The sequence below is a fragment of the Limnohabitans sp. MMS-10A-178 genome, assembly GCF_003063375.1.
Lineage (GTDB): Bacteria > Pseudomonadota > Gammaproteobacteria > Burkholderiales > Burkholderiaceae_C > Limnohabitans_A.
Map to the genome: position 1 here is coordinate 1,499,600 of NZ_NERY01000001.1, position 24,086 is coordinate 1,523,685.

Genomic DNA, 24,086 nt, shown 5'->3' on the forward strand with positions numbered 1-24,086 from the left:
GGAGATGAAATGAGTTTGAGTTTTGACATTGAATTGGACACTTGCGGTCTCAATTGCCCCTTGCCTATTTTGAAGGCCAAAAAATCTCTCTCGGCCATGCAGCCGGGGCAGGTTCTCAAAATCATGTCGACCGACCCGGGCGCACTCAGAGACTTTGAAGCCTTTGCCAAACAAACAGGCAACGATTTGATGCTTCAAGAAACAGAGGGCGACAAGTTTTCAATTTGGCTTAAAAGACGTTGATCAGCTTAAAGGCTGAGTGACTTCAAGTACTGTCTGAACGAATCACCCACCTGTGGATGCTCCAGGGCAAGTTCTACAGTGGCTTCTAAGAAGCCTTCTTTGCTGCCACAGTCGTAGCGTTTGCCTTCATATTGAAAGGCGTACACAGCCTCGCGTGATTTCAACCTTGCAATGGCATCGGTGAGTTGAATTTCGCCGCCTACGCCAGTCGGTTGGTTTCTAATTTCATTGAAGATGCCTGGCGTGAGAATGTAGCGCCCCGCAACACCCATTTGAGAAGGTGCTTTTTCTGGGCTGGGCTTTTCAACAATTTGCTCAACGCGAATAAGTTGCTTGCCGGCTGATTCGCCCGCCACAATGCCATAGCGCTTAACGTGCTCTAAAGGCACTTCCTGAACGGCCAAAATAGAGCGGCCTTGCTGCTCGTAGGCTTTGACCATTTGCGCCAGTACGGAAGGGCCACCTTTGAGGCCGACCATCAGGTCGTCTGCAAGCAAAACGGCAAAGGGCTCTTGCCCCACCATGGCCTCAGCGCACAAAACGGCGTGCCCCAAACCCAAAGAGCGGGGTTGCCTGACGTATGCACACACCATGTCGTCTGGCTGAACCGATCGCACCAATTTCAACAACTCTTCTTTGTGCGCACTTTCAAGCTCTGTTTCTAGCTCGTAAGCTGTATCAAAGTGATCTTCAATGGCGCGCTTGCTGCGGCCAGTGACAAAAATCATGTGCCGCACGCCAGCAGAGTAGGCTTCTTCTACGGCATATTGAATGAGCGGTTTGTCTACCACAGGCAACATTTCTTTGGGTGCTGCTTTGGTGGCGGGTAAAAACCGGGTGCCAAGTCCTGCGACGGGGAAAACGGCTTTTCTGATACTGGGCTGGGCGCTCATAAGAGATTTCTCGCAGAGTTCAATTCATTCTAGAAAATAACACAGTTGCTGGGCTGTTGTGTGTCAGGATTTTTGCGGCTTTGCATCGAGTTGAGCCAATTGAGCTTTCATTTTGCTCAGTGTGGCTTCAAAGTCGGCCACCCGCTTGCGCTCTTGCTCAATTACGGCGGGTGGTGCTTTGGCTACAAAGGCTTCGTTGCTCAGCTTGCCATTGGCTTTGCCAATTTCGCCCTCTAAGCGGGCTACTTCTTTGCTGAGGCGAATCTTTTCTGCGGCCACGTCCACTTCCATGAACAAGCACAGGCGCGCTTCACCCACCACGGCCACAGGGGCCGCGGCAGCAGCCTTCGTCCACTCGGCCTCATTGTCAAAGACTTTTACTTCGTTTAACTTGGCCAAGGCTTGTAACACAGGACCTGCTGCCTTCATGAAATCTGAATCACCCAATACATACAAAGGCAATTTGGTGGCCGGCGACACACTCATCTCGCCGCGCAAATTGCGGCAAGCATCGACCAAGGTTTTGAGCTTGGCCACATGGGCTTCGGCTTTTTCGTCAACTCGGTCCAGTTGTGCGACAGGGTAGGCTGCAATGCTGACCGAAGGACCGGCACGGCCAGCCACAGGCGCAACTTTTTGCCACAACTCTTCCGAGATGAAAGGCGTGATGGGGTGAACCAAACGCAAAATGGTTTCTAAGCTGCGAATGAGTGTGCGGCGTGTGGCGCGTTGCTGTGAGGCATCACCGGTGTTGATTTGTACCTTGGCAATTTCCAAATACCAATCGCAAAACTCGTTCCACACAAAATCGTAAATGGCATTGGCCACATTGTCCAAGCGGTACTCTGCAAAGCCTTTGGCCACGTCGGCTTCGACGCGTTGAATTTTGGAAGAGATCCAACGGTCGGCTTGGCTGAAAGTCAAATACCCATGCGCAGGACCACCCACGACGCATTCTGCCTTGGTGTGTTCCTTCAGACCGCAGTCTTGGCCTTCACAATTCATCAGCACAAAGCGTGTAGCGTTCCAAAGCTTGTTGCAGAAGTTGCGATAACCTTCGCAGCGCTTGCTGTCAAAGTTGATGCTGCGTCCCAATGAGGCCAAAGCTGCAAAGGTAAAGCGCAGTGCGTCTGCGCCGTAGGCTGGAATGCCTTCGGGGAATTCTTTTTGTGTGTTCTTGCGCACTTGAGGCGCGGTCTCGGGCTTGCGCAAACCTTGTGAGCGCTTTTCCAGCAAGGGCTCTAGTGCAATGCCGTCGATCAAATCGACAGGGTCAAGCACGTTGCCTTCAGACTTGCTCATCTTTTTGCCCTGTGCATCGCGCACCAAGCCATGGATGTAGACGTGTTTGAATGGCACGCGTCCCGTAAAGTGCGTGGTCATCATGATCATTCTGGCCACCCAGAAGAAGATGATGTCGTAGCCTGTGACCAACACGGAGGATGGCAAGTACAAGTCGTAGTCTTGTGTTTTGCTCGAGCCGCTTGTTTCTAAAGCGTCTGGCCAACCCATGGTGGAGAAGGGCACCAGCGCGGAGGAATACCAGGTGTCGAGTACGTCTTCATCGCGCTTGAGCTTCTTGCCTGCCCCTGCTTGCGCTTGCGCTTGTGCCTCTGAGTTGGCCACATACACATTGCCTTCTTCGTCGTACCAGGCGGGAATTTGATGGCCCCACCACAACTGGCGAGAAATGCACCAGTCTTGGATGTTGTTCATCCACTGGTCGTAGGTGTTGACCCAATTCTCGGGCACAAAACTAACTTGGCCAGAGTGAACTGCATCAATGGCCTTTTGTGCAATGCTCTTGCCAGTGGAGTCAAGCGGGCTGACTTTGTTGACAGCCACAAACCACTGGTCTGTGAGCATGGGCTCGACCACTTGGCCAGTACGCGCACAGATGGGCAGCATCAGTTTGTGCGCCTTGATTTCAATCAGCAGGCCTTGTGCTTCCAAGTCTTTGATCACGGCTTTGCGCGCCACAAAGCGGTCCATGCCTTGATAGGCTTTGGGGCCGTTTTCGTTGACAGTGGCCGTCAAGGTGAAGATGGTGATCAATGGCAAGTTGTGACGCATTGAGCATGCGTAGTCGTTGGCATCGTGGGCGCCAGTGATCTTCACGCAACCCGATCCAAATTCGCGATCGACAAAGTCGTCTGCAATGATGGGGATCTGACGATCGCACAAAGGCAAGTCGACTTTTTTGCCGACCAAATGTTTGTAGCGCTCGTCTTCTGGGTGAACCGCCAATGCGCCGTCGGCCATCATGGTTTCGGGACGCGTGGTGGCAATGGTCATGCCCTTTTGCATCACGCCGTCAATGAGTTGAGGGCCGTCTGCAAACGGATACAAGATGTAATGCATCTTGCCATCGGCTTCGGTGTTTTCTACTTCAAGGTCGGACACCGCGCTTTGAAGCACAGGGTCCCAGCTGACCAAGCGTTTGCCGCGATAAATGAGGCCCTGCTCGTAAAGCTTCACAAATGTTTCGGACACCACTTTGGACAGCTTGTCGTCCATGGTGAAGTACTCGCGCGTCCAGTCTACGCTGTCGCCCATGCGGCGCATTTGCTGCGTGATGGTGTTGCCCGATTGCTCTTTCCATTCCCACACTTTGGACACAAAGTTTTTGCGCGCTTCGGCGGGCGTTGGGCCCATGTCGTGGCGGCTGATGCCTTGGCCTTGAAGCTGGCGCTCCACCACAATTTGCGTAGCAATGCCGGCGTGGTCGGTGCCTGGAATCCAAGCGGTGTTGAAACCCATCATGCGGTGATAACGCGTAAGGCTGTCCATGATGGTTTGGTTGAACGCATGGCCCATGTGCAGGGTGCCAGTCACATTGGGAGGCGGCAACTGGATGGCAAAGTTGGGGGCGTCAGCATTTGGCACTTGGCTACCGCGATGGCCCGCGATGCCATAACCGCGCTTTTCCCACTCGGGGCCCCAATGGGCTTCAAGGGCAGCAGGCTCAAAAGACTTGGACAGGCTCTCAAGGCCGGGTTGCTGAATGGCGGGGGTGGTCTCGTTGCTCATGGGCTAGGTATTGAGTGATTGCTCAGAGGCAATGTCAAGAATGGTCTAAAGCCATGATTTTACTGGGCTAGCGCCTGGTTTTCGAGGGCCCGTCAAGGATCTGGTTCAGTTCTTGGCCGATTCAATGCAATCTCTGAGCACAGACGCGTCCCCCACCTGATTGGCCAGCAGCAAAATCAAGCGCATATTGAGCTGTTCTGATTGTTCTGTGGTTAACCCCTCATGGGCATTCAGCAATTGCTCATAGAAGCCATCGGCGTCTTGCAGGTTCAGTTCTGTTTTCATCATGGTCAGTCCGAATTGAATCAAAGGCACAAAGAAGTGGCTACCGCCGCTATCAAGTTGCCATTCACACTTTTGCCGGTGTCGGCCAAATAGCCATCAGGTCGAATCACGGCCCAACCGCCAGCAGGCACTGAAACACAGGCCCTTTGCAAATGGCCTTGCAGGTCCCAAATGTGTTCGCGGGCTTGTGCGCTGTCGCCTTTGGAAAGGACTTGAACACATCGAACGGGCAGGCCTGATGCACTGAGCTCTTGAAGTCGTTTGATCGACGCCTTGGACTGCTGACCAAAAACCAAAATGAGCAAACGGCCATCAGCCCATTGAAGCAAGTCATTCAGTGCGCCGGTTTTGCCGGGCCGCCATTGAATCTTGACATTTTGTACAGATGTTCCGCCAGTTTCGCCGCAAGCGCGCGAGCCACGATAGGTATTGGCAACAGCCATGCGCCCGGTGTTGATCAGTGATCGTGCGAAAGGAAACTGCTTTGCCAAGCTGATGGTGGCTTTTCGGAAGGCGCGTTCTACGCCATCTGCTGGCCGCAAAAATCGGGCTGTGCGTCGCGTCACTTTGACGTTTTCTTGTGCAGCTTCTAGCCGCTCGTCGTTGTAACTCTCAAGCAGCGCTTCGTCTGCATGACCGCGCAGCACGGCCGCCAGTTTCCAAGCCAAATTGTCTGCATCGGCCACGCCGGTGTTGCCACCCCGCGCGCCAAAGGGGTTCACAATTTTGGCCGTGTCGCCCATGAAAAACACCCGACCCATGCGCAAGGTGGTGAGGCATTGGCTCTTGTAGGCGTAAGGGCCTACCCACACAATGTCAACTTTCACTTTCTTGCCAAACTGACGCTCTAAGCGCTCGCGAACCACATCTTCGCGGCTGATGTAAGCGGCATCGGCGTTGGGTGCCATTTGGTAATCAATGCGCCAGACATCGTCGGCCATCAGGTGCTGCCAGACTGCACGGTTTTCATTGAAGGGGGCCTCAATCCAAGTATGGCGCTCAGTAGGCGGGTGTGTGTCAAAGCGCACATCGGCAATGCACCAACGGTCATCGCCTTTTTTGCTTTCCATGCTAACGCCAGTCCAAGCGTGAAATGGGGTGTGCGATCCCGTTGCATCGATCACATGGTCGGCTTGAAGTTGGTAAGAGCCTTCGGGGGTCTCAACGCTGAGGGTTGCGAAGTCTTTGTTTTGCTTAAAGGCCGTAACACGTGATTGCCAGCGCAAATCGACACAGCCCAATTCTTGAATACGCTCTACCAAGTAGCCTTCAATGTAGAACTGCTGGATGTTGATAAAAGCGGGTTGCTGTGAAAGGCTGAAATTGCTTTGTTGTTTGAGGTCGAAGTTGTAGACCTCATCATTGCCTGCAAATGTTCGCCCTACGCTCCACTGAATGCCTTTTTTAGCAATGCGATCGAATATGCCCAACTTTTGAAAAATTTCTAGTGATTTTTGGGTGTAACAAATGCCGCGCGAGGAGGCGCCTTTGACCCCCACGGTGTTGTCTTCGTCCAAGAGAACCGCCCTGATGCCCAAGTTGGCCAAGCCGCAAGCCAATGTCAGACCCGAGATGCCGCCCCCGACAATGACCACCGCATGTCGCAAAGTTTTGTTTTGAATCAATTCGGGTGGTTTGACAAAGGGATATTCAGGCAGGGTGTAGCCTGTTCCTTGTGTGAACTCATAGCCGTTGGTGAACTGAACGTCTTGAAAGTGAGGGGTATTCATAGCATCAACGCATTCCTATTTTCACATTGCCAAAAACCGATTGTGCTTCACGAGGCAAGCAGCGCCAGTACTGTTCACTGGCTTGTACCACGCCGCCCAATTTGGCAGCCGCTTGCTAAGGCTAATTCCTTTGCCTGCAAAGTACGGTCACCTGCAAGATAATTGAGGCATTAAAGGATTTTGCACATGTTGCTTCTATTGTCTCCTGCTAAATCGTTGGATTACGACTCACCAGTCGAGGGGGTGCCTCATACCTTGCCCCAATTCGTTCCACAGTCTGCCGAATTGATAGAAGTATTGAAACATAAAACCCCAGCTCAAATTTCTGAACTGATGGATTTGAGCGACAACTTGGCAGCCTTGAATGTGGCCAGATATGAAGCGTGGCGCCCTAAATTTACAGTTAAAAATTCAAAACAAGCGGTATTGGCTTTCAACGGAGACGTCTATGACGGCTTGGACGCCAAATCTTTAAAGCCCAAGGACCTTGAGTGGGCGCAAGACCACGTGTGTATTTTGAGTGGCTTGTATGGGGTATTGCGCCCCCTAGATTGGATGCAGCCTTATCGCTTGGAAATGGGAACAGCCCTGACCAATTTGCGCGGCAAAAATTTGTATCAGTTTTGGGGCTCGAGCATTGCGCAGCATCTCAATGCGCAGTTGGCCAAAGACAAATCACCGGTTGTCATCAATTTGGCATCGCAAGAGTACTTCAAGGCAGTTGATCAAAAGGTCTTGAAGGCGCGAGTCATTGAGTGCGTGTTTGAGGATTACAAAGGCGGCAAGTACAAAGTGATCAGTTTCTTTGCCAAGCGTGCGCGTGGTTTGCTGGCGCGTTATGCCATTCAAAAACACATTCAAAATCCAGAAAAGTTGAAGGACTTTAACCTTGATGGCTATGCCTATGAGGACTCTGTTTCTGATGTCAATCGTTGGGTTTTCCGTCGACGCGAAAAGGGCGCGGTATGAACCAGCCAGAGCAATCGCAGCTGGGCAAAAACAGCGCCTATGTTGACCAATACGATGCGTCCTTGTTGTTTCCAATTCCCCGTGCTGTGAAGCGCGAAGAGTTAGGGATTAGCGATGCGCCTATCTTCTTTGGCGCAGATTTGTGGACGGCGTTTGAACTCTCGTGGCTGAACCTAAAAGGCAAGCCTCAAGTGGCCATTGCCCACATCACCGTCCCTGCAGAAAGCACACACATCATTGAGAGCAAGTCTTTCAAGCTGTACTTGAACAGTTTCAATGCCTCGCGCTTTGTCGATGTGCAAGCGGTGCGGGATTGCATGCGAGACGACCTAGATACAGCTTTGTGGCATGGCGGCAAAATTCTGGCTCGGTGTGGCGTCAAAATTATTCTGGCGGAAGACTTTGACAAGGAGCCTGTGCATGAATTGGATGGCCTGAATTTGGATCGCATGGACATTGAATGCAAGCACTATCAGCCTGCACCAGAATTGCTCAATGCACAAAAAGATGAGGCGCCCGTCACAGAGACTTTGGTGAGTCACTTGCTGAAAAGCAATTGTTTGGTCACTGGGCAACCCGATTGGGGCAGTGTTCAAATTTCATACACGGGCGATCAAATTGATCAGGCCGGCTTGCTGCAATACATTGTGAGTTTTCGAAATCACAATGAGTTTCATGAGCAATGCGTGGAGCGCATCTTCATGGACATTTGGACGCGCTGCAAACCTTTGAAGTTGTCTGTTTATGCCCGCTATACCAGGCGCGGTGGCTTGGACATTAACCCTTGGCGAACCAGCCATCCGCAATCGCCGCCTCCCAACATTCGCACGGCGCGCCAATAATTCCTTGGCGCAGTTGGCACGCCTTAGCCCAGAGTTTTAAAGCCTTTGAGTGGGCTCAGAGGCGGAAATTTGGCAGGCCTTTTTTCTTTGGCCGCCACAATGGCTTCACGGATGTGCGGCGTAGTCCAGATTGCGCCTTGTAACCAACCCATTTGGCGCAGACTGTCTTCTACACCGTGATCACGTGCATAGTTGAGTGCTTGCTTGGTACCCCAAATGGCCACCGGTGGTTTGCTGGCCATTTCTTGGGCGCAAGCCAGGGCGCCCGCTACCAAGGCCTCTTGCGTTTCAAACACTTGCGTTACCAAGCCGTATTTCATGGCGTTGTCAGCACTCAAGCGTCGGCCGGTATAGGCCAATTCTTTGACCAAACCCATGGGTAACAATTTTGGGAGACGTTGCAGCGTACCCACATCGGCCACCATGCCGATGTTGATTTCTTGGATGCAGAAAAAAGCGTCTTGCGTGGCATAGCGAACACAGCAAGCTGTGACCATGTCAACGGCGCCGCCAATGCAACCGCCATGAATGGCGGCAATGACCGGAATGCGCATGCTCTCTAGCAAAGTGAAGGTCGATTGCATGTCGGTGAGCGAGTCATAAATTGCCGCGCGACCTTCAGGACTGTCGGCGTCCATGGCGATGGCACTCGAAAATGTGTCTAGTGCCATGCCTGCTGAAAAATGCTTGCCAGTGCTCGAAATCACCAGTGCACGTGCCTCACCTGCTTCATTGAGGTGGCGCAATACCATGTCAAGCTCACGCCAAAATGTGGGGTGCATGGTGTTCAGCGATACGGGCTTGTTCAGCACCAAATGCGCTACATGGTCATTCGTCGTCAGAGAAAAGCAATTGAGTTTGTCCATTGGGGCTGACCTCGTTGAGTGCAGAGATAGAAGTTGAATCAGAACTGTAACGGGCGATGCCTTCAGGCACTGTCCCATGTTTGACCAGAGAGCCGACTCGGACGCCCAGAAGCCGCAGTTTTCGACTCAGGTCGACACGCTTCAAGCACAGCCCGGCAAACTTGCGTATTTCTTTGGCATCCTGCGTGTAAAAAGTCAGGGTTTGATCGCGCGTTACGCTTTTGAAGTTGTCGTAGCGTAGCTTGATGCCGATGGTTTTGCCGTCATAACCTTTGCGCTTTAAATCGGCCGCCAATTGTTGACAAAGCCTGGTGAAAACTTTGCCCAATTCTTCCTTGTCACGCACAGCATGCAAGTCCGTTTCAAAGGTGGTTTCACGGCTGATGCTGACAGGTTCGCTCTCGGTGCTAATGGGCCGATCGTCTTTGCCCCAAGATGCTGCATGCAGCCATGCGCCATAGACTTTGCCAAAATGATTTTGCAGCCAAGGCAGCTCACAAGCGGCCAATTGGCCAATGGTTTCAATACCGTGCTGTTTGAGTTTTTCATCGGCCTTAGGTCCAACGCCATTGATCTTGCGGCAACTCAAAGGCCAGATGGCTGTTTGCAAATCTTCTTCGTGCACGATGGAAATACCGTTGGGCTTATTGAACTCGCTGGCCATCTTGGCAATCAGTTTGTTGGGTGCAACGCCCACTGAGCAGGTGAGGCCGGTGGCCTCAAAAATACATTTCTGAATGAGCCTGGCCAAGACTCTGCCGCCTTCGCGTTGGCCTCCTGGCACTTCGGTGAAATCGATGTACACCTCGTCCACACCGCGGTCTTCCATGACGGGCGCTATGTCGGTGATGATGCTTTTGAAAACTCTAGAGTAGTGGCGGTATTGGTCAAAGTCGACGGGCAACAAAATGGCTTGGGGGCACAACTTGGCCGCTTTCATAAGGCCCATGGCCGAGCCAATGCCAAACTGGCGTGCCGCATAGGTAGCAGTTGTGATGACCCCACGGCCTGTATAACCTTCAATGCGAGGGAAAAAATCCAAAGGAATTTCAGACAGGTTATCGGCTGACCATTCGCAGTCTGGGTGGGCTTCGCGCAGTCGCCCCAGCAAGTCATCTTCTTTGCGCCTGCCGCCGCCAATGACCACCGGCAAGCCCTTGAGTTGGGGGTAGCGCAACAACTCGACTGACGCGTAAAACGCGTCCATATCGAGGTGGGCAATTCTTCTTTTGAGTGATGTGTTGGGCGTCACAAACTCAAATTGGAAGTGTGCGTGTTATTGAGGAAATGTGCCCGGCAACAAGATGCTCTTGTCGACCGTGTCCATTTGCGTGCGACCACAAAATGCCATGGTCAAATCAAGCTCGTTGTGAATGATTTGCAAGGCCTTCTCAACGCCAGGTTGACCCATGGCACCAAGGCCGTACAAGAATGCGCGGCCAATGTAGGTGCCTTGTGCGCCCAATGCGCGGGCTTTGAGCACATCCTGACCGCTGCGAATGCCGCCGTCCATGTGCACTTCAATTTGCTTGCCCACGGCGTCCACAATGGCGGGCAGGGCTTCAATGCTGCTTTGGGCGCCATCGAGTTGGCGGCCACCGTGGTTGCTCACAATCATGGCATCGGCGCCGCTCTCAACAGCCAAACGAGCGTCTTCCACATCTTGAATGCCCTTCAAGATGATCTTGCCGCCCCAGCGTTTTTTGATCCACTCCACATCACCCCAATTCAGTCGGGGATCAAATTGTTGAGCCGTCCAAGCCGACAAAGAACCCATGTTCTCAACGCCCTTCACGTGGCCCACAATGTTGCCAAACTCTCTGCGCGATGTGCCCAGCATGCCCAATGCCCAACGAGGCTTGCTGGCAATGTTGATGATGTTGGGAATGGTAAGTTTGGGTGGTGCAGACAAACCATTTTTCAAGTCTTTGTGTCGCTGTCCCAAAATTTGCAAATCCAAAGTAATGACCAAGGCAGAGCAGTTGGCAGCGCGTGCGCGCTCAATCAAGCGCTCAATGAAATCGCGATCGCGCATGACATAGAGCTGAAACCAGAAGGGATGGCCATCGGTACCCTTGGACACATCTTCAATGGAGCAAATGCTCATGGTCGACAGGGTAAAAGGAACGCCAAATTTCTTGGCTGCGCGAGCCGCCAAAATTTCGCCATCGGCGTGTTGCATGCCAGTGAGACCTGTGGGTGCAATGGCCACAGGCATGGCCACCTTCTGACCAATCATGGTGCTGGCCGTGCTGCGGCCCTCCATGTTGACGGCCACCCGCTGGCGTAACTTGATTTTTTGAAAATCGCTTTGGTTGGCGCGGTAAGTGCTTTCTGTCCAAGAGCCGCTGTCTGCATAGTCATAGAACATGCGAGGCACACGTTTTTGGGCCAGGATGCGCAATTCTTCGATGGTGGTAATCACGGACATATTAGATTTCCAATTTGGATTGAAGCTTAGAAGGCTGGTCTTTGAATTTGATCAGGTGCAACTTACGCTGCCACAACCCGACATGGTGACGTTTTTGACGATGGCAGGGTCGGCCAGCGTTTCGGTTTCGCTGTCAAAGTTGACCGATTTCAAATGCTGTGCCAATCCGGCGTCCATGGTGGCAGCGTGCTGAGGAAACCATTCGGCCAAGGCTTCAGCCATGCGAGAAATGATTTCTGTGTCGCCTTGCACATAATGTGTTTCGACAGCGCGCATGGTTTCCAAAATGGTGGCGTGTTGGCCCGCATGGCAGTTGTCTTCGCTAAAACCAGTGGCTACCATCCAGCGGTCTTCTTGCGCAAAATGTTCCACCGTGTGATTGAGAAATTCGCGGTACAACTTGAGCTGCTCGGTTTGAGGTGTGAGCAGCAATGCATTCAGCATGGTCACAAACTCTTCGTGTGTGTCATCCATGCGGCCATCGCCGGTGTGCAGTTCTGCTGTCCAATTCAGGCCTGCAGCAAAGGGGGACACAGTGCGTTGCTCGGTTTGAGTGGCTTCCATCATAAAACCCTTTTAAAAATCTAGGCGCGCATGGTGACGCGCAATTTGCTGGCGAACTTGGCTGGGCGCAGTGCCGCCCAATGTATTGCGAGCGTTCAAAGAACCCACCAAGCTGAGGCATTCAAACACATCGGCTTGAATGGCGGGGTTGAATTGTTGCAGGGTGGCCAAAGGCAATTCACTCAAGTCCAAATTTTGAGTTTGCGCCGTTTTGACAGCATGCGCCACCACCTCGTGGGCATCGCGGAAGGGCAGGCCTTTTTTGACCAAATAATCGGCCAAATCGGTGGCCGTGGCATAACCTTTTTTGGTGGCAGCTTCCATGGCTTGGGCATTGACCGTGATGCCGCCTTCTTTCTGGCCAGTCTGTGAATTGACCTGGCCGCCAATCATTTCGCTGAAGATGCGCAAGGTGTCTTTGAGTGTGTCAACTGTGTCAAACAGAGGCTCTTTGTCTTCTTGGTTGTCTTTGTTGTAGGCCAAGGGTTGGCCTTTCATCAAAGTGATGAGACCCATCAAGTGGCCCACCACGCGGCCGGTTTTGCCACGCGCCAGCTCGGGCACATCGGGATTTTTCTTCTGCGGCATGATGGAACTGCCCGTGGTGAAACGGTCGGCAATTTTCACAAAGCCAAAGTTTTGACTCATCCACAAAATGAGTTCTTCGCTCAAGCGGCTGATATGCACCATGCACAAAGATGCCGCTGCCGTGAATTCAATGGCAAAGTCTCGATCGCTCACGCCATCCAAACTGTTTTGACTGACGCAGGCATTGCCGTGCAGGTCTACCATGCCCAAGCTTTTGGCTACTCGTTCGCGGTCGAGCGGGTAGGTGGTGCCAGCCAATGCCGCTGAGCCTAAAGGCAAACGATTGGTGCGACGGCGTACATCGGTCATGCGCTCGGTATCGCGTGCAAACATTTCGACATAAGCCAATAAGTGATGCGCAAAGCTGACGGGTTGTGCCACTTGCAAATGTGTGAAGCCTGGCAAGATCACATCCACATTTTGTTCTGCCACTTCGATCAATGATTTTTGGAGGTCATTGAGCAAACCCACAATCAGGTCAATTTCGCTAACCAACCAGAGGCGCACATCTGTGGCCACTTGATCATTGCGGCTTCTGCCTGTGTGCAGGCGCTTGCCTGCATCGCCTACGATTTGAGTCAGGCGGGCTTCGATGTTGAGATGCACATCTTCCAAGTCCAGCTTCCACTCAAACTGACCTTTTGTAATCTCTTCTGTAATTTGCGCCATGCCGCGCTGAATGTCAGCAAAATCTTGGGTGCTGATGATTTTTTGGGCCGCCAGCATTTCGGCGTGCGCCAGGCTTCCCTGAATGTCCGATTGCCAGAGTCGCTTGTCGAAGAAGACGCTGGAGGTGTAGCGCTTCACCAGGTCACTCATGGGCTCAGAAAACAAGGCCGACCAGGCCTGGGACTTTTGATCGAGTTGGTTTTTTGACATGCCCAGATTTTATCGGGTTTGCAGATACCATGATCTGCACTCGTGCTAGCATTTGACGAGCTTGAACAATTACCATCACATCACTGGTTTGACCCCTTTTATGCCATCCAATTTAAAGCGCCCCATTGTGATTGCAACGCGTGAAAGCCGATTGGCCATGTGGCAGGCAGAGCATGTGAAAGCTATTTTGCAGTCGCTTGGGCACACCGTACAGCTTCTGGGCATGACCACTCAGGGCGATCAAATTTTGGACCGCAGCCTGAGCAAAGTGGGTGGCAAAGGTCTGTTTGTGAAGGAGTTGGAGGTGGCTTTGTCGGAGGGGCGAGCCGATATCGCTGTGCACTCTTTGAAAGATGTGCCAATGGACATGCCCGAAGGATTTGAATTGGCCTGTGTCATGGAACGTGAAGATCCCAGAGACGCTTGGGTTTCAGCCCAATATTCAACACTCATGGATTTACCCCAAGGCGCTGTGGTGGGCACCTCCAGCCTGAGGCGTACTGTTTTGCTGCGTGCCCTCCGACCCGATTTGAAAATTGAGCCTCTGCGTGGCAATTTGGACACACGTTTGCGCAAATTGGATGAGGGCCACTATGCAGGCATTGTTTTGGCGGCAGCTGGGCTGAAACGCTTGGCACTGACTGACCGAATTCGCCATAATTTTGAAACCGACCAAATGTTGCCAGCGGCAGGTCAAGGTGCATTGGGCATTGAAATTTGCACTGGCCGCACCGATTTGCTTGAGGCCTTGAAGCCCTTGGTTCATTCAAGGTCATGGCTGGCTGTGGCGGCTGAGCGGGCTGTCAGTCGTGCCATGGGGGGCAGTTGCTCCATGCCCTTGGCAGCGCATGCCACTTTATCCGGACAAGTTCTAAGTTTGCGCGCCGCATGGGGCAACCCCGAAGGAGAACCCAGTTTGGTCACAGCGCACATTTCTGGCCAGGTCAATGACCTCCAGCAAGCTGAAGCTTTGGGAAATCAAGTGGCTGCAGATCTCAAGCGTGGTGGTGCCCATTGATGCTAATTTGCAAATAGCCATGCCTCAAGTTGTTGTAACCCGGCCAAAGCAAGATGCAAACTCTTGGGTTCAAGCATTGAGCGATGCAGGTTATCAGGCCATTGAATTCCCGCTGCTTGAGCTCTCTGAGTTTTTAAATGCTCAAACAGCAGATGAGGCTCTCATTCAAATCAAGCGCAGTCATGCGGTCATGTTCGTCAGTGCCAATGCGGTTCGTTTTTTGGCGCAAGCACTTCAAAGTAGGTCAGAGTGGGTGGCGCATTTCAAAATTGGCGCTCGCGCTTGGTGCACCGGCCCAGGTACAGCGGCTGCATTGATACAGATTGGGGTGCCTTTGGAACAAATCGATCAACCAGCTTTGCAAGCCAAGCAGCTCGATTCCGAGGCGCTTTGGGAGGTGGTATCACCCCAAGTGACAACCGACATGAACGTCTTGTTTGTGAGGGGCGCGGATGAATCTGGCGCTGCAGCGGGCCGCGACTGGCTAGCCCAAAAACTCGAGAAATCACAAGTCCGGGTGGGCACCATTGCGGCATATCAGCGAAGCGCTGCTCAATTGACGAGCTTTCAAAAAGAGCGAGTCCATCAATTGATTGCGGAGGGTGCCGTTTGGCTGTTTAGCAGCTCGGCGGCTTTGCAAAACCTGATGGCGCAATGTCCAGAGGCCAATTGGGCGGATGCCAAAGCCACGGTCACTCATCCCAGAATGGCAGACTTGGCGCAAAAAAAGGGGTGGGGATTTGTTTCAATTGCCCCGCCAGGCATCCATTCAATGCTGGCATCTATAAAATCTCTCACATGAGCTCCGAAACTACCAACGACATCAATGGCCCGGCGACAGCTGCTCCAGCACAAGCAACCCCGCCCGGGCCTGCGCCTGCGCCTGCTCAGCCTGAAGCATCGCCGCGCAGGCCGCTGACATTTTGGTTGCCAATTTTGTTGGCCGTGGTGGCTGTCGTTTTTAGTGGTTTACTTTGGGAGAAGCTCTCTCGCATTCAAGGCCAGTTGGCCCGGCAAAGTGCTGATGCGGGCCAGCAATCCTTGGAAGCCAAAGCTTGGGCCAAGCAAGCTCAAGACAGCGTCAAAGACAGCGCATCCCGAATGGCCTTGGTTGAGTCCAGATTGGGCGAAGCTGCATTGCAGCGTGCTCAATTGGAGGACTTGATTCAATCTTTGTCGCGTTCGCGGGATGAAAATTTGGTCTTGGACATTGAGTCTTCACTGCGATTGGCGCAGCAGCAAGCTCAATTAACGAGCAGTTTAGAGCCTCTTTTGGGCGCTCTGAAAACAGCCCAGTCGCGGCTTCAAAGGGCCTCCAACCCACGCCTGATTACCGTTCAAAGGGCCATCGATCGAGACCTTGAGTTGGTCAAGTCGGTTCAAATTACAGATCTGCCTGGCATGCTTTTGGTGCTGGACGAAATTGTGGCTTTGGCCGATGAAATTCCCCTTGCCAACGAATTGAACCGACCTACCGTCAATTCATCTAAGCCCGCAGACACTGAAAACGCTGGAGCTGCCAACACCGCTTGGTGGAAGCCCATGATTGACAGAGTTTTGACGGAAGCCAGAGGCTTGTTGCGAGTTAGCCGAATCGATAGCCCTGAAGCTGCTTTGCTTGCCCCTGAACAAGGTTTTTTCCTGCGCGAGAATTTAAAACTCAAATTGCTCAATGCGCGGCTCGGTTTGTTGGCGCGTCAAAACGATGCGGCGCGCGCTGACTTGCAAGCGGTCTCGACCGTCTTGAAAAAATACTTTGATCCTGGCGCACGTAAAACTCAACAAGCCCTTCAATTGTTGGACAAGGCGCAAGCCCTGAGCAAAGGCAGTCCCATTCCCCGACTCGATGCGTCTTTGGCTGCCTTGGCCACAGCGTCCTCTGGAAAGTAAAAATTCATGCGCGCAGCACTTTGGCTCGTGAGTTTGTTTGCAGTGGCGGTTGCTACTGCCTTGTTGGCGTCTAACAACGTCGGCACCGTTTCCATCTTCTGGGCGCCCTATCGCTTAGATTTGTCGCTGAATTTGGTGCTGTTTGCGCTGGTCATTATTTTGCTAACGGTGCATTGGGCTCAGCGTGCACTCACCGCTTTGTTTGAGCTGCCCAAGCAGGCCAAGCGCTGGCGATTGCAACAAAAGGAGCGGGCCACCCATGCTGCATTGCTGGACAGTTTGGCGCAGTTCATGGAAGGCAGATTTTTGCGAGCACGCAAATCTGCCGAGTTGGTTTTGGCCAGGGAAAAATCTTTGTCTGATGCGGGTGAAGTGCTGGATCATGCGGGTGCTTTGAGGTGTGTTGCACACATCTTGGCTGCTGAGTCGGCGCATGCGCTAAACGACAAAACAACTCGTCAATCGCATCTCAATCAGGCCTTGCAGGAACCTTCTGCCGGCACTTCCAATGTGCGTCAATCCTTGGTGGAGGGCAGTATGCTGCGTGCTGCGCGCTGGGCATTGGACGACAGAGATGCCTCTGAAAGCTTGCTGTGGTTAGATCGTTTGCCGCAAGGTGTCGCTAGGCGAACATTGGCCATGCGTTTAAGGTTGAAGGCAGCGCGTCTGGCCGGAGAGTCTTCTTTGGCTTTAGACACCGCTTTGTTGTTGATCAAGCATCGCGCGTTCACTTCTGAAGCCTCAGAAAGCATGATTCGCAGCTTGGTTTTTGACCTCATTGCCAAAACGCATGAGCAGGGACAAATGCAGCGACTCTGGGCGCGTTTGGGCGAGCCCCAGCGTCAATCGACAGATTTGGCCATTCAAGCAGCGCAGCATTGGTTAAGCTTGGGCGGTGATCCAGTGGTCGCCAGAGCTTGGTTAAATCCAATTTGGAACAGATGGCAAACAACGCCTCAAAACCTTTCTGCGACTCAGCAATTGAAGTTAACCCAAGTGATGGATCGCAGTTTGACGGGACAAGATACGGCACAAGAGCGTGAATGGTTGGGATCGATTGAAACTGCTCAAAAAGCCAACCCGCGCGAACCCCTCTTGCAGTATTTGGCGGGTCGCTTGTGCCAAAAACGACAACTTTGGGGCAAGGCCCAAGTATTGCTCGCACAAGCAGCCCCTGTATTAGCCGACCCTGGTTTAAGAAGGCAGGCTTGGCGTTCCTTGGCTGAACTGGCAGAGCAGAGGGAGGATCTGCAGGCCGCGGTGAACGCTTTGAAGAAAGCTGCAATGGAATGAAAAAAGGACCCGAAGGTCCTTTTTTTTGAGCCATTGGCTGTGGACGCTACCTTAAAAAGGCAGTTTCATGTCGCTTAAGTCTTTGCGAGTTTCCACCAAAACCAAAGGACCTTCGTCCAAAACCACAGCCGGTGGTCTTTCGCGCGGCACATGAACAGGCTTAGGTTCAGCAGCGATGGCAGCTTGAACTTGTGCAATTTTGTCTGGATCAGAATTGACCCACTGCAAACCAGAGCCTTCAGCAACTTGAATCAGGCTGGCAATAGGCAACTCAAAGGCTTGAACTTTGGGCAAGCCTGCTGCGGGTGCCTTGGCTGCAGATTTTGATTCAGGAACAGATGCAGATGCAGGTACTGACTGAGCCGAGGAGCCGGCTTGGGCAGTATCAGAAACAGAATTTGAAGCCGATGAAACAGGTGTTGCAGAGCCTGCTGCGCGATCAAAGTAGGAGCGCGTGACGGGCGCCTCGTCTTGTGATTGACCAGTACTGGCACTGACTTCGGCTTGTGATTTCTCGCCAGTGGCTGAGTCTGTGTTGTTGTCAGTATTGGCATTGCGTTCTCTGCGGTCACGCCCATAACGGTCGCGCGAGCGGCGCTCTCTGCGTTCTGGTGCGCCATTGCTTTCATCTTGACGTTCTTTGTCCTGCGCAGTGGCCTCTGTTTGCGCATTGGTTTGGCTGTCGTTGTTGTCATACAGATCAGCTTGAGCTGGGCCCTGACCTTCAGGATTTGGGCTGCGGCGCTCACCGCGTTCGCGGCGCCCTTCGCCTCGCTCGCGTCGCCCCTCACCGCGTGGCGCTCTCTCTGTACGACTTGCCGAGCGCTGCTCAGCCGAGTTGGTGTCCAGTCCTTCGGCACTGACATTTTGGGTATCGGTGGCCGAGTTGTTGCCATTTGCATTTTCTCTGCGCTCGCCGCGCTCGGCTCTGTCACCCCGCTGGCCTGAACGGTCGTTGCGACGGTTGCCGCCGTTTTCGCGTGGTGCCCTGGTTTCGGTGTTCTCGTTGCGCTCGGTTTTTTCAGTGCGATCAGTGCGATCAGTGCCTACCGCCTCGCCGCGTTCATTGCGATCACCACGACGTCCGCCTCGGCCGCCGCGACGTCGATCGCCATTCCTCTCGCCGCGTTCGGTGCGATCACCCTCTTTGCTGGTACGGTCGCCGCGTTTGCCCACATTCTTGGCTGGTTCGGCTTGTGCTTCAGGCGCAGGTTCGCTGCCTAACAATTTTTTCAACCAACCAAAGAAACCACCGCTGCTTTGTGGCTTGACAGCAGGTTGAACGGCCTCAGCTTTGCTTGGCTTGATAACTTCTGATTTAGGCAGGGCTGCTGGCGCTGGCGCGTCTGGCAAAACGCCCTTGATCACGGGTGTTTGGCGATTGGTTGGTTCTTGCGAACGACGTGTCACCGTGGTCGGGTCTTCTATTTCCTCGGCCATGGTGTAGCTGGCTTCAATGTGGTCCAAGCGAGGGTCATCGTGTTTCAGACGCTCGAGTTTGTAGTGAGGTGTTTCCAATGACTTATTGGGGACCAACAATACATTGATGCGTTGCTTCAATTCAATTTTGGCAATTTCGGGACGCTTTTCGTTCAACAAGAAAGAAGCCACTTCGACAGGCACTTGGGCGTGCACTGCGGCGGTGTTGTCCTTCATGGACTCTTCTTGGATGATGCGCAAAATTTGCAAAGCCGAGCTCTCTGTGTCGCGCACGTGGCCAGAGCCACCGCAACGAGGGCAGGGGATTGAAGAGCCTTCAGACAAGGCGGGCTTCAAACGCTGGCGGCTCATTTCTAAGAGGCCGAATTTGCTGATGGCGCCAAACTGCACGCGAGCACGGTCTTGACGCAGGGCATCGCGCAGACGGTTTTCAACGTCGCGGCGGTTGCGTGATTCTTCCATGTCAATGAAGTCGATGACGATCAGGCCACCCAAATCACGCAAACGCATTTGGCGAGCTACTTCGTCGGCGGCTTCAATATTGGTGCGCGTAGCGGTTTCTTCAATGTCGCCGCCTTTGATGGCACGTGCAGAGTTGACGTCAACCGACACCAAGGCTTCGGTGTGGTCAATCACGATGGCGCCGCCACTTGGCAATTGCACAGTGCGTGCATAGGCCGATTCAATTTGGTGCTCAATTTGGAAGCGGCTGAACAAAGGTGCATCGTCGCGGTAGCGCTTCACACGGGGTGCGAACTCGGGCATCACGTGGCTCATGAATTGCTGAGCCTGCTCGTAGATGTCATCGGTGTCGATCAGGATGTCGCCAATGTCGCTGTTGAAGTAATCGCGAATGGCGCGAATGACCAAGCTAGACTCTTGGTAAATCAGGAAGGCGCCTTTGGCACCTTTTGTAGCGCCATCAATGGCAGACCACAACTTAAGCAAGTAGTTCAAGTCCCACTGCAATTCGGGTGCGCTGCGACCAATGCCGGCGGTGCGGGCAATGATGGACATCCCTTTGGGATATTCCAATTGGTCCAAGGCTTCTTTGAGTTCTGCGCGGTCGTCACCTTCAATGCGACGGCTTACACCACCCCCCCGGGGGTTGTTGGGCATCAAAACCACATAGCGGCCAGCCAAGCTGATGAAGGTGGTGAGGGCTGCACCCTTGTTGCCACGCTCTTCTTTTTCCACTTGCACCAAGAGTTCTTGGCCTTCGCGAATCACATCGTTGATGCGCGCTTGGCTAACGGGAACACCCTCGGCGAAGTATTGGCGGGAGATTTCTTTGAAGGGCAAAAAGCCGTGACGTTCTTCGCCGTAGTCGACGAAACAGGCTTCAAGAGATGGCTCTACACGTGTAACAACTGCTTTGTAGATGTTGCCTTTGCGCTGTTCGCGGCCTTCAATTTCAATTTCGTAATCGAGAAGTTTTTGTCCGTCGACGATGGCCAAGCGGCGTTCCTCAGCCTGTGTGGCATTGATCAGCATCCGTTTCATGATGCGTCCCTTCTTTTCAAAATGTCAGTAAAACAAGCCCCGCCAAATGTGGCATTGGGGCTGGATCACCTGTTTAACAACCAGCTCTCAATGAGCCAACGGTGCCGAGACTGACGTTCGAAACGAAGGGAATTGCCAAAAGAATCCGACATTCATGGGCGCAAATGTGTCGCAGGAATGTGGATAGGGGCGCGTGGAAGAGTCGAGGCTGTGGGTGAGCGCAGGCGATGGTGCCTTGAGTGGCGCAAACAGCCACTGCAAAAAAGACAGCAAAGATCCAAACAACACACTCATTTCGATTCAGTCCGTTCAACAGCTGTAGAGCTGCCAAAAAAATATTCCGTATCTGGGTTTCAAAGCATCGGTCCAACCAACAAGGTGGTCTGCCACTGTTGGCCCTGGCCTTCAGTCTGCAGATTTCGCTCATGGCGGCATCGAACTTACGGCGCTTGTTGGTGGAGAGTGAACTAAACTCCTGTCATCAGGAATTCATTTCCATTCAAATCAACCACTTACAGCACAACGCCGGTGAACCGCATTATAGGGCCCGAAGCCACAAAAACGGCTACCACTTCCACCACAAATTCAGGTTTGGAGGTGAAATGGCTCACGGTTGATGAGGAGTCTGCCGGCCAGCGCTTAGACAATTTCCTCATTCGCCACCTGAAGGGTGTCCCCAAAACCCACGTCTACCGAATCATTCGAAGTGGTGAAGTGAGGGTCAACAAGGGGCGAGCGTCTGCTGATACCCGCATTGAATCGGGCGATGTGGTCCGACTTCCACCTGTGAGAATTTCTGACAAAGTGGCAGAGAAAGCGGCCAGACCGGCTCCGGGTCGAGAGTTTCCGCTGTTGCTAGAAGACGACGCTTTGATGGCCATCGACAAACCCGCTGGTGTTGCCGTCCATGGTGGATCGGGTGTTAGTTTTGGTGTGATCGAACAACTTCGACAGGCAAGGCCATTGGCAAAGCTGCTTGAATTGGTTCACCGGCTCGACCGCGAAACCAGCGGAATTTTATTGGTTGCTAAAAAAAGAAGTGCCCTGAAGCATGTTCAAGACCAGTTCAGGGAGCGAGAAACAGGTAAGACCTATTTGGCCCTTGTGCAAGGTCAGTGGCCAGAAAAATTGAAGGTGATTGACAGCGCGCTGCATAAATTCTTGTTGCCCGATGGCGAGCGCCGAGTCCGGGTTACGTCCAATGAAGATCCTGATGGCATGCGGTCGATCACCTTGGTCAAAGTAGCAGAGCGTTGGGATACTTGCACTTTGTTGGAGGTCACCATCAAGACTGGGCGAACCCATCAAATTAGAGTGCACCTGGCTTCGCAAGGACACCCCATTGCTGGAGATGACAAATACGGCGATTTCGAATGGAACAAAGCGCTTCAAAAACAAGGGCTCAAGCGCATGTTTTTGCACGCATGGCGCCTTCAATTCACGCACCCTGCCACGGGAAAGCGTGTCGAGCTCATGTCCAATCTACCCCCTGAATTGCAACTTTACGTCAACCATGTCAAATCCAAGTCTACGCCCCCGCCAGTTTGACCTGATCGCCTTCGATTGGGATGGCACCCTCTTTGACTCAACGGCCGTCATCACGCGGTGTATTCAGCGTGCCATCGTGGATGTGGGTGGCCAAGAGCCTACGCGTGAAGCTGCCGCCTATGTGATTGGCTTGGGATTGATGCAAGCACTGGCCCATGCTGCGCCAGATGTGCCCGTTGAGAAATACCCAGAACTGGGTCAGCGTTACCGCCATCACTACATGGCCCACCAAAACGACATCATTCTCTTTGATGGGGTATTGCCCATGCTGGCAGATCTGAAGGCGCGCCATCACTGGTTGAGTGTGGCAACCGGGAAGAGCCGAGCAGGCTTGAACGAAGCTTTGCATGACGTTAACTTGAAGGGCATGTTTGATGCTTCCAGAACAGCGGATGAAACCGCAGGCAAGCCCAGCCCCCTGATGTTGCAGGAACTCATGCGGGAAATGGGGGTTGAGCCAGAGCGAACCTTGATGATTGGCGACACCACCCACGATTTGCAAATGGCCTTGAATGCAGGGTGTGCCAGTGTGGGGGTGAGTTATGGGGCCCACGAGCCTTCAGCGTTTCATGCCTTGCAGCCACGCTTTGTTGCTCATTCTGTGAGTGAATTGCGCAGTTGGTTAAATGACAATGCCTAACAGACTGGCCGTGCCAAGGCGACTTTAAAATTTGGAGGTGGTGACATGAGCGAAGCAATTCCTTTGTGCAATTCAAATGATTTGACAGACGGGGGTTTGGCGGTCCCTTTTGATGTCATTTATGGCGGACAAACCTGTCGTGCATTTGCCATTCGCTTCAAGGGCACGGTGCATGCTTATCTCAACCGCTGCAGTCATGTTGCGATGGAAATGGATTTTCAGCCAAACCGTTTCTTTGACACCACCGGACAATTCCTAATTTGCTCGACACACGGTGCCTTGTATCGACCAGAGTCTGGTGCTTGCGCAGGCGGCCCGTGTCATGGCGGATTGATCCCAATCACCTTGTCAGAACAAGGCGGTGTCGTTCACTGGCATACTGAGTTCAATTTAAAACCTTTTGATTTCACATGAGTTCTGAAAATACTGAATCATCCCTCACTGATAGCAACCACACGGGCAGCAAAGCCACGACTGCTGAAGCCTCCGGACATCAACAAAATGCAGGATCAAATTGGGAGCGCCAAGTGCTCTCTGATTTGGTCACTGGCAATTTGAAGGAGCAGCGAGCCGCCAGACGTTGGAAAGTCGGTTTGCGATTGGGCTGGTTGTGTTTTTGGGTGGTGGTCATGTGGCAAGTTTTGGCTCACAACCAAACTTCAACCACCATCTCGACCCCCCATACTGCACTGGTCAATATCAAGGGTGAAATTGCGGATGGTGGTGATGCCAGTGCAGAAAATGTGGTGGCTTCCATGAGAGCGGCTTTGGAAGACTCGGGGTCACAGGGCTTGATCTTGCTCATCAATTCGCCAGGTGGCAGTCCTGTTCAGGCCGGCATCATCAGTGATGAAATTTTGCGTTTGAAAGCGATTCATCAAAAACCTATCTATGCGGTTGTTGAAGAGTCTTGTGCGTCTGCTGCCTATTACATCGCTGCTTCCGCAGACAAAATTTATGTCGACAAGGCCAGCATTGTTGGCAGCATTGGCGTGCTCATGGACGGCTTTGGCTTCACAGGGCTGATGGACAAGCTCGGTGTTGAAAGAAGGTTGATGACAGCGGGTGAAAACAAAGGATTTCTAGATCCGTTTAGCCCTCAAACAGAGGCCCAGAAAAAACATGCACAAACCATGTTGAACCACATCCACTCGCAGTTTATAGCGGTGGTCAAAAAAGGCCGTGGCGATCGTTTGAAAGAAACCCCCGATATGTTCAGCGGCTTGTTTTGGACAGGTCAACAAGCGGTTGAGCTGGGTTTGGCAGACGATTTTGGCAGCATCGATCAAGTGGCGCGCGACGTGGTGAAAGCACAAGAATTGGTTGACTATTCGCGTCAAGACAATGTTGCAGAGCGCCTGGTGAAGCGCTTTGGCGCAGCCATGGGCGAGGGTGCCTGGAAAGCCATGCGCTCAACCGCTGTGATTCGCTAAT

21 protein-coding genes are annotated in these 24,086 nt (G+C 52.8%); 11 read left to right on the forward strand and 10 right to left on the reverse strand.

Annotated elements, in window-relative coordinates:
• The first annotated feature begins 15 nt into the window (after positions 1–15).
• Entirely contained in the window at positions 16–243 is a 228-nt protein-coding gene (locus tag B9Z32_RS07435; RefSeq protein WP_199219975.1) for a sulfurtransferase TusA family protein, read from the forward strand.
• A gap of 5 nt (positions 244–248) precedes the next feature.
• On the opposite strand, the gene galU is transcribed toward B9Z32_RS07435, so the two are convergent.
• The 4 genes from galU to B9Z32_RS07455 form a co-directional block, all read right to left on the reverse strand.
• Positions 249–1,136: a UTP--glucose-1-phosphate uridylyltransferase GalU gene (galU, locus tag B9Z32_RS07440; protein ID WP_108420614.1), complete on the reverse strand. Its 888-nt coding sequence runs from the start codon at positions 1,134–1,136 to the stop codon at positions 249–251.
• 63 nt (positions 1,137–1,199) lie between these two features.
• Positions 1,200–4,166, reverse strand: a complete 2,967-nt coding sequence (locus B9Z32_RS07445; protein ID WP_108420615.1) for a valine--tRNA ligase — start codon at positions 4,164–4,166, stop codon at positions 1,200–1,202.
• 105 nt (positions 4,167–4,271) lie between these two features.
• Complete coding sequence (locus B9Z32_RS07450) at positions 4,272–4,454, reverse strand: DUF2783 domain-containing protein (protein WP_108420616.1); 183 nt, start codon at positions 4,452–4,454, stop codon at positions 4,272–4,274.
• 17 nt (positions 4,455–4,471) lie between these two features.
• Positions 4,472–6,181: an FAD-dependent monooxygenase gene (locus B9Z32_RS07455; protein ID WP_108420617.1), complete on the reverse strand. Its 1,710-nt coding sequence runs from the start codon at positions 6,179–6,181 to the stop codon at positions 4,472–4,474.
• A gap of 186 nt (positions 6,182–6,367) precedes the next feature.
• On the opposite strand from B9Z32_RS07455, the gene yaaA reads away from it, so the two are divergent.
• Positions 6,368–7,150, forward strand: a complete 783-nt coding sequence (yaaA, locus tag B9Z32_RS07460) for a peroxide stress protein YaaA (RefSeq protein ID WP_108420618.1) — start codon at positions 6,368–6,370, stop codon at positions 7,148–7,150.
• Positions 7,147–7,992: an NADPH-dependent 7-cyano-7-deazaguanine reductase QueF gene (queF, locus tag B9Z32_RS07465; RefSeq protein WP_108420619.1), complete on the forward strand. Its 846-nt coding sequence runs from the start codon at positions 7,147–7,149 to the stop codon at positions 7,990–7,992. Before yaaA ends, queF begins: the two co-directional genes overlap by 4 nt.
• A gap of 23 nt (positions 7,993–8,015) precedes the next feature.
• On the opposite strand, the gene B9Z32_RS07470 is transcribed toward queF, so the two are convergent.
• From B9Z32_RS07470 to argH, 5 genes are all read right to left on the reverse strand, one after another.
• Positions 8,016–8,858: an enoyl-CoA hydratase-related protein gene (locus B9Z32_RS07470; RefSeq protein ID WP_108420620.1), complete on the reverse strand. Its 843-nt coding sequence runs from the start codon at positions 8,856–8,858 to the stop codon at positions 8,016–8,018.
• Positions 8,821–10,065: a DNA polymerase IV gene (gene dinB, locus B9Z32_RS07475; RefSeq protein ID WP_108420621.1), complete on the reverse strand. Its 1,245-nt coding sequence runs from the start codon at positions 10,063–10,065 to the stop codon at positions 8,821–8,823. Before dinB ends, B9Z32_RS07470 begins: the two co-directional genes overlap by 38 nt.
• Positions 10,066–10,134: 69 nt before the next feature.
• Positions 10,135–11,289, reverse strand: coding sequence for an alpha-hydroxy acid oxidase (locus tag B9Z32_RS07480; protein WP_108420622.1), 1,155 nt, complete (start codon positions 11,287–11,289; stop codon positions 10,135–10,137).
• 51 nt (positions 11,290–11,340) lie between these two features.
• Positions 11,341–11,856 (reverse strand): hemerythrin domain-containing protein, encoded by a 516-nt coding sequence (locus tag B9Z32_RS07485; protein WP_233248124.1) that lies wholly within the window; start codon positions 11,854–11,856, stop codon positions 11,341–11,343.
• Between the two features lie 9 nt (positions 11,857–11,865).
• Positions 11,866–13,320 carry an argininosuccinate lyase gene (gene argH / locus B9Z32_RS07490; protein WP_108420624.1) on the reverse strand — a complete coding sequence of 485 codons (1,455 nt, stop codon included), beginning with the start codon at positions 13,318–13,320 and terminating at the stop codon, positions 11,866–11,868.
• A 100-nt stretch (positions 13,321–13,420) separates the two neighbouring features.
• Between argH and hemC the strand changes: the two genes are divergently transcribed.
• Genes hemC through B9Z32_RS07510 form a run of 4 tightly spaced genes read left to right on the forward strand, consistent with a single transcriptional unit; the run spans position 13,421 to position 17,521 of the window.
• Positions 13,421–14,338 carry a hydroxymethylbilane synthase gene (gene hemC / locus B9Z32_RS07495; protein ID WP_108421072.1) on the forward strand — a complete coding sequence of 306 codons (918 nt, stop codon included), beginning with the start codon at positions 13,421–13,423 and terminating at the stop codon, positions 14,336–14,338.
• Positions 14,339–14,357: 19 nt separating this feature from the next.
• Positions 14,358–15,140 carry a uroporphyrinogen-III synthase gene (locus B9Z32_RS07500; RefSeq protein WP_158268189.1) on the forward strand — a complete coding sequence of 261 codons (783 nt, stop codon included), beginning with the start codon at positions 14,358–14,360 and terminating at the stop codon, positions 15,138–15,140.
• On the forward strand, positions 15,137–16,228 hold the full coding sequence (locus tag B9Z32_RS07505; RefSeq protein WP_108420626.1) for a uroporphyrinogen-III C-methyltransferase: 1,092 nt from the start codon (positions 15,137–15,139) through the stop codon (positions 16,226–16,228). The genes B9Z32_RS07500 and B9Z32_RS07505 overlap by 4 nt, the downstream gene beginning before the upstream one ends.
• 6 nt (positions 16,229–16,234) lie before the next feature.
• A complete protein-coding gene (locus B9Z32_RS07510) occupies positions 16,235–17,521 on the forward strand; it encodes a heme biosynthesis protein HemY (protein WP_108420627.1) in 1,287 nt (428 codons plus the stop codon).
• A 51-nt stretch (positions 17,522–17,572) separates the two neighbouring features.
• Here the strand turns inward: B9Z32_RS07510 and B9Z32_RS07515 are convergent, their stop codons facing one another.
• Positions 17,573–20,464 carry an Rne/Rng family ribonuclease gene (locus B9Z32_RS07515; RefSeq protein ID WP_108420628.1) on the reverse strand — a complete coding sequence of 964 codons (2,892 nt, stop codon included), beginning with the start codon at positions 20,462–20,464 and terminating at the stop codon, positions 17,573–17,575.
• Positions 20,465–20,992: 528 nt separating this feature from the next.
• Between B9Z32_RS07515 and B9Z32_RS07525 the strand changes: the two genes are divergently transcribed.
• Genes B9Z32_RS07525 through B9Z32_RS07540 form a run of 4 tightly spaced genes read left to right on the forward strand, consistent with a single transcriptional unit; the run spans position 20,993 to position 24,085 of the window.
• Entirely contained in the window at positions 20,993–22,012 is a 1,020-nt protein-coding gene (locus B9Z32_RS07525) for an RluA family pseudouridine synthase (protein ID WP_108420630.1), read from the forward strand.
• The gene (locus B9Z32_RS07530; protein ID WP_108420631.1) at positions 21,978–22,652 is read left to right on the forward strand and encodes an HAD family hydrolase; all 675 of its coding nucleotides are present in this window, start codon (positions 21,978–21,980) and stop codon (positions 22,650–22,652) included. The genes B9Z32_RS07525 and B9Z32_RS07530 overlap by 35 nt, the downstream gene beginning before the upstream one ends.
• 45 nt (positions 22,653–22,697) lie before the next feature.
• Entirely contained in the window at positions 22,698–23,066 is a 369-nt protein-coding gene (locus tag B9Z32_RS07535; protein WP_108420632.1) for a Rieske 2Fe-2S domain-containing protein, read from the forward strand.
• Complete coding sequence (locus tag B9Z32_RS07540) at positions 23,063–24,085, forward strand: S49 family peptidase (protein WP_108420633.1); 1,023 nt, start codon at positions 23,063–23,065, stop codon at positions 24,083–24,085. Before B9Z32_RS07535 ends, B9Z32_RS07540 begins: the two co-directional genes overlap by 4 nt.
• The last annotated feature ends 1 nt before the right edge of the window (position 24,086 follow it).

Bases quoted from the DNA above. Each gene is read 5' to 3' on its own strand.
- B9Z32_RS07510 (WP_108420627.1), top strand. From the start codon at position 16,235: ATGCGCGCAGCACTTTGGCTCGTGAGTTTGTTTGCAGTGGCGGTTGCT.
- B9Z32_RS07530 (WP_108420631.1), top strand. From the start codon at position 21,978: ATGTCAAATCCAAGTCTACGCCCCCGCCAGTTTGACCTGATCGCCTTC.
- hemC (WP_108421072.1), top strand. From the start codon at position 13,421: ATGCCATCCAATTTAAAGCGCCCCATTGTGATTGCAACGCGTGAAAGC.
- B9Z32_RS07455 (WP_108420617.1), bottom strand. From the start codon at position 6,181: ATGAATACCCCTCACTTTCAAGACGTTCAGTTCACCAACGGCTATGAG.
- B9Z32_RS07535 (WP_108420632.1), top strand. From the start codon at position 22,698: ATGAGCGAAGCAATTCCTTTGTGCAATTCAAATGATTTGACAGACGGG.
- B9Z32_RS07505 (WP_108420626.1), top strand. From the start codon at position 15,137: ATGAGCTCCGAAACTACCAACGACATCAATGGCCCGGCGACAGCTGCT.
- yaaA (WP_108420618.1), top strand. From the start codon at position 6,368: ATGTTGCTTCTATTGTCTCCTGCTAAATCGTTGGATTACGACTCACCA.
- B9Z32_RS07450 (WP_108420616.1), bottom strand. From the start codon at position 4,454: ATGATGAAAACAGAACTGAACCTGCAAGACGCCGATGGCTTCTATGAG.
- B9Z32_RS07485 (WP_233248124.1), bottom strand. From the start codon at position 11,856: ATGATGGAAGCCACTCAAACCGAGCAACGCACTGTGTCCCCCTTTGCT.
- B9Z32_RS07470 (WP_108420620.1), bottom strand. From the start codon at position 8,858: ATGGACAAACTCAATTGCTTTTCTCTGACGACGAATGACCATGTAGCG.
- B9Z32_RS07540 (WP_108420633.1), top strand. From the start codon at position 23,063: ATGAGTTCTGAAAATACTGAATCATCCCTCACTGATAGCAACCACACG.
- galU (WP_108420614.1), bottom strand. From the start codon at position 1,136: ATGAGCGCCCAGCCCAGTATCAGAAAAGCCGTTTTCCCCGTCGCAGGA.
- dinB (WP_108420621.1), bottom strand. From the start codon at position 10,065: ATGGACGCGTTTTACGCGTCAGTCGAGTTGTTGCGCTACCCCCAACTC.
- queF (WP_108420619.1), top strand. From the start codon at position 7,147: ATGAACCAGCCAGAGCAATCGCAGCTGGGCAAAAACAGCGCCTATGTT.
- argH (WP_108420624.1), bottom strand. From the start codon at position 13,320: ATGTCAAAAAACCAACTCGATCAAAAGTCCCAGGCCTGGTCGGCCTTG.
- B9Z32_RS07500 (WP_158268189.1), top strand. From the start codon at position 14,358: ATGCCTCAAGTTGTTGTAACCCGGCCAAAGCAAGATGCAAACTCTTGG.
- B9Z32_RS07480 (WP_108420622.1), bottom strand. From the start codon at position 11,289: ATGTCCGTGATTACCACCATCGAAGAATTGCGCATCCTGGCCCAAAAA.
- B9Z32_RS07515 (WP_108420628.1), bottom strand. From the start codon at position 20,464: ATGAAACGGATGCTGATCAATGCCACACAGGCTGAGGAACGCCGCTTG.
- B9Z32_RS07445 (WP_108420615.1), bottom strand. From the start codon at position 4,166: ATGAGCAACGAGACCACCCCCGCCATTCAGCAACCCGGCCTTGAGAGC.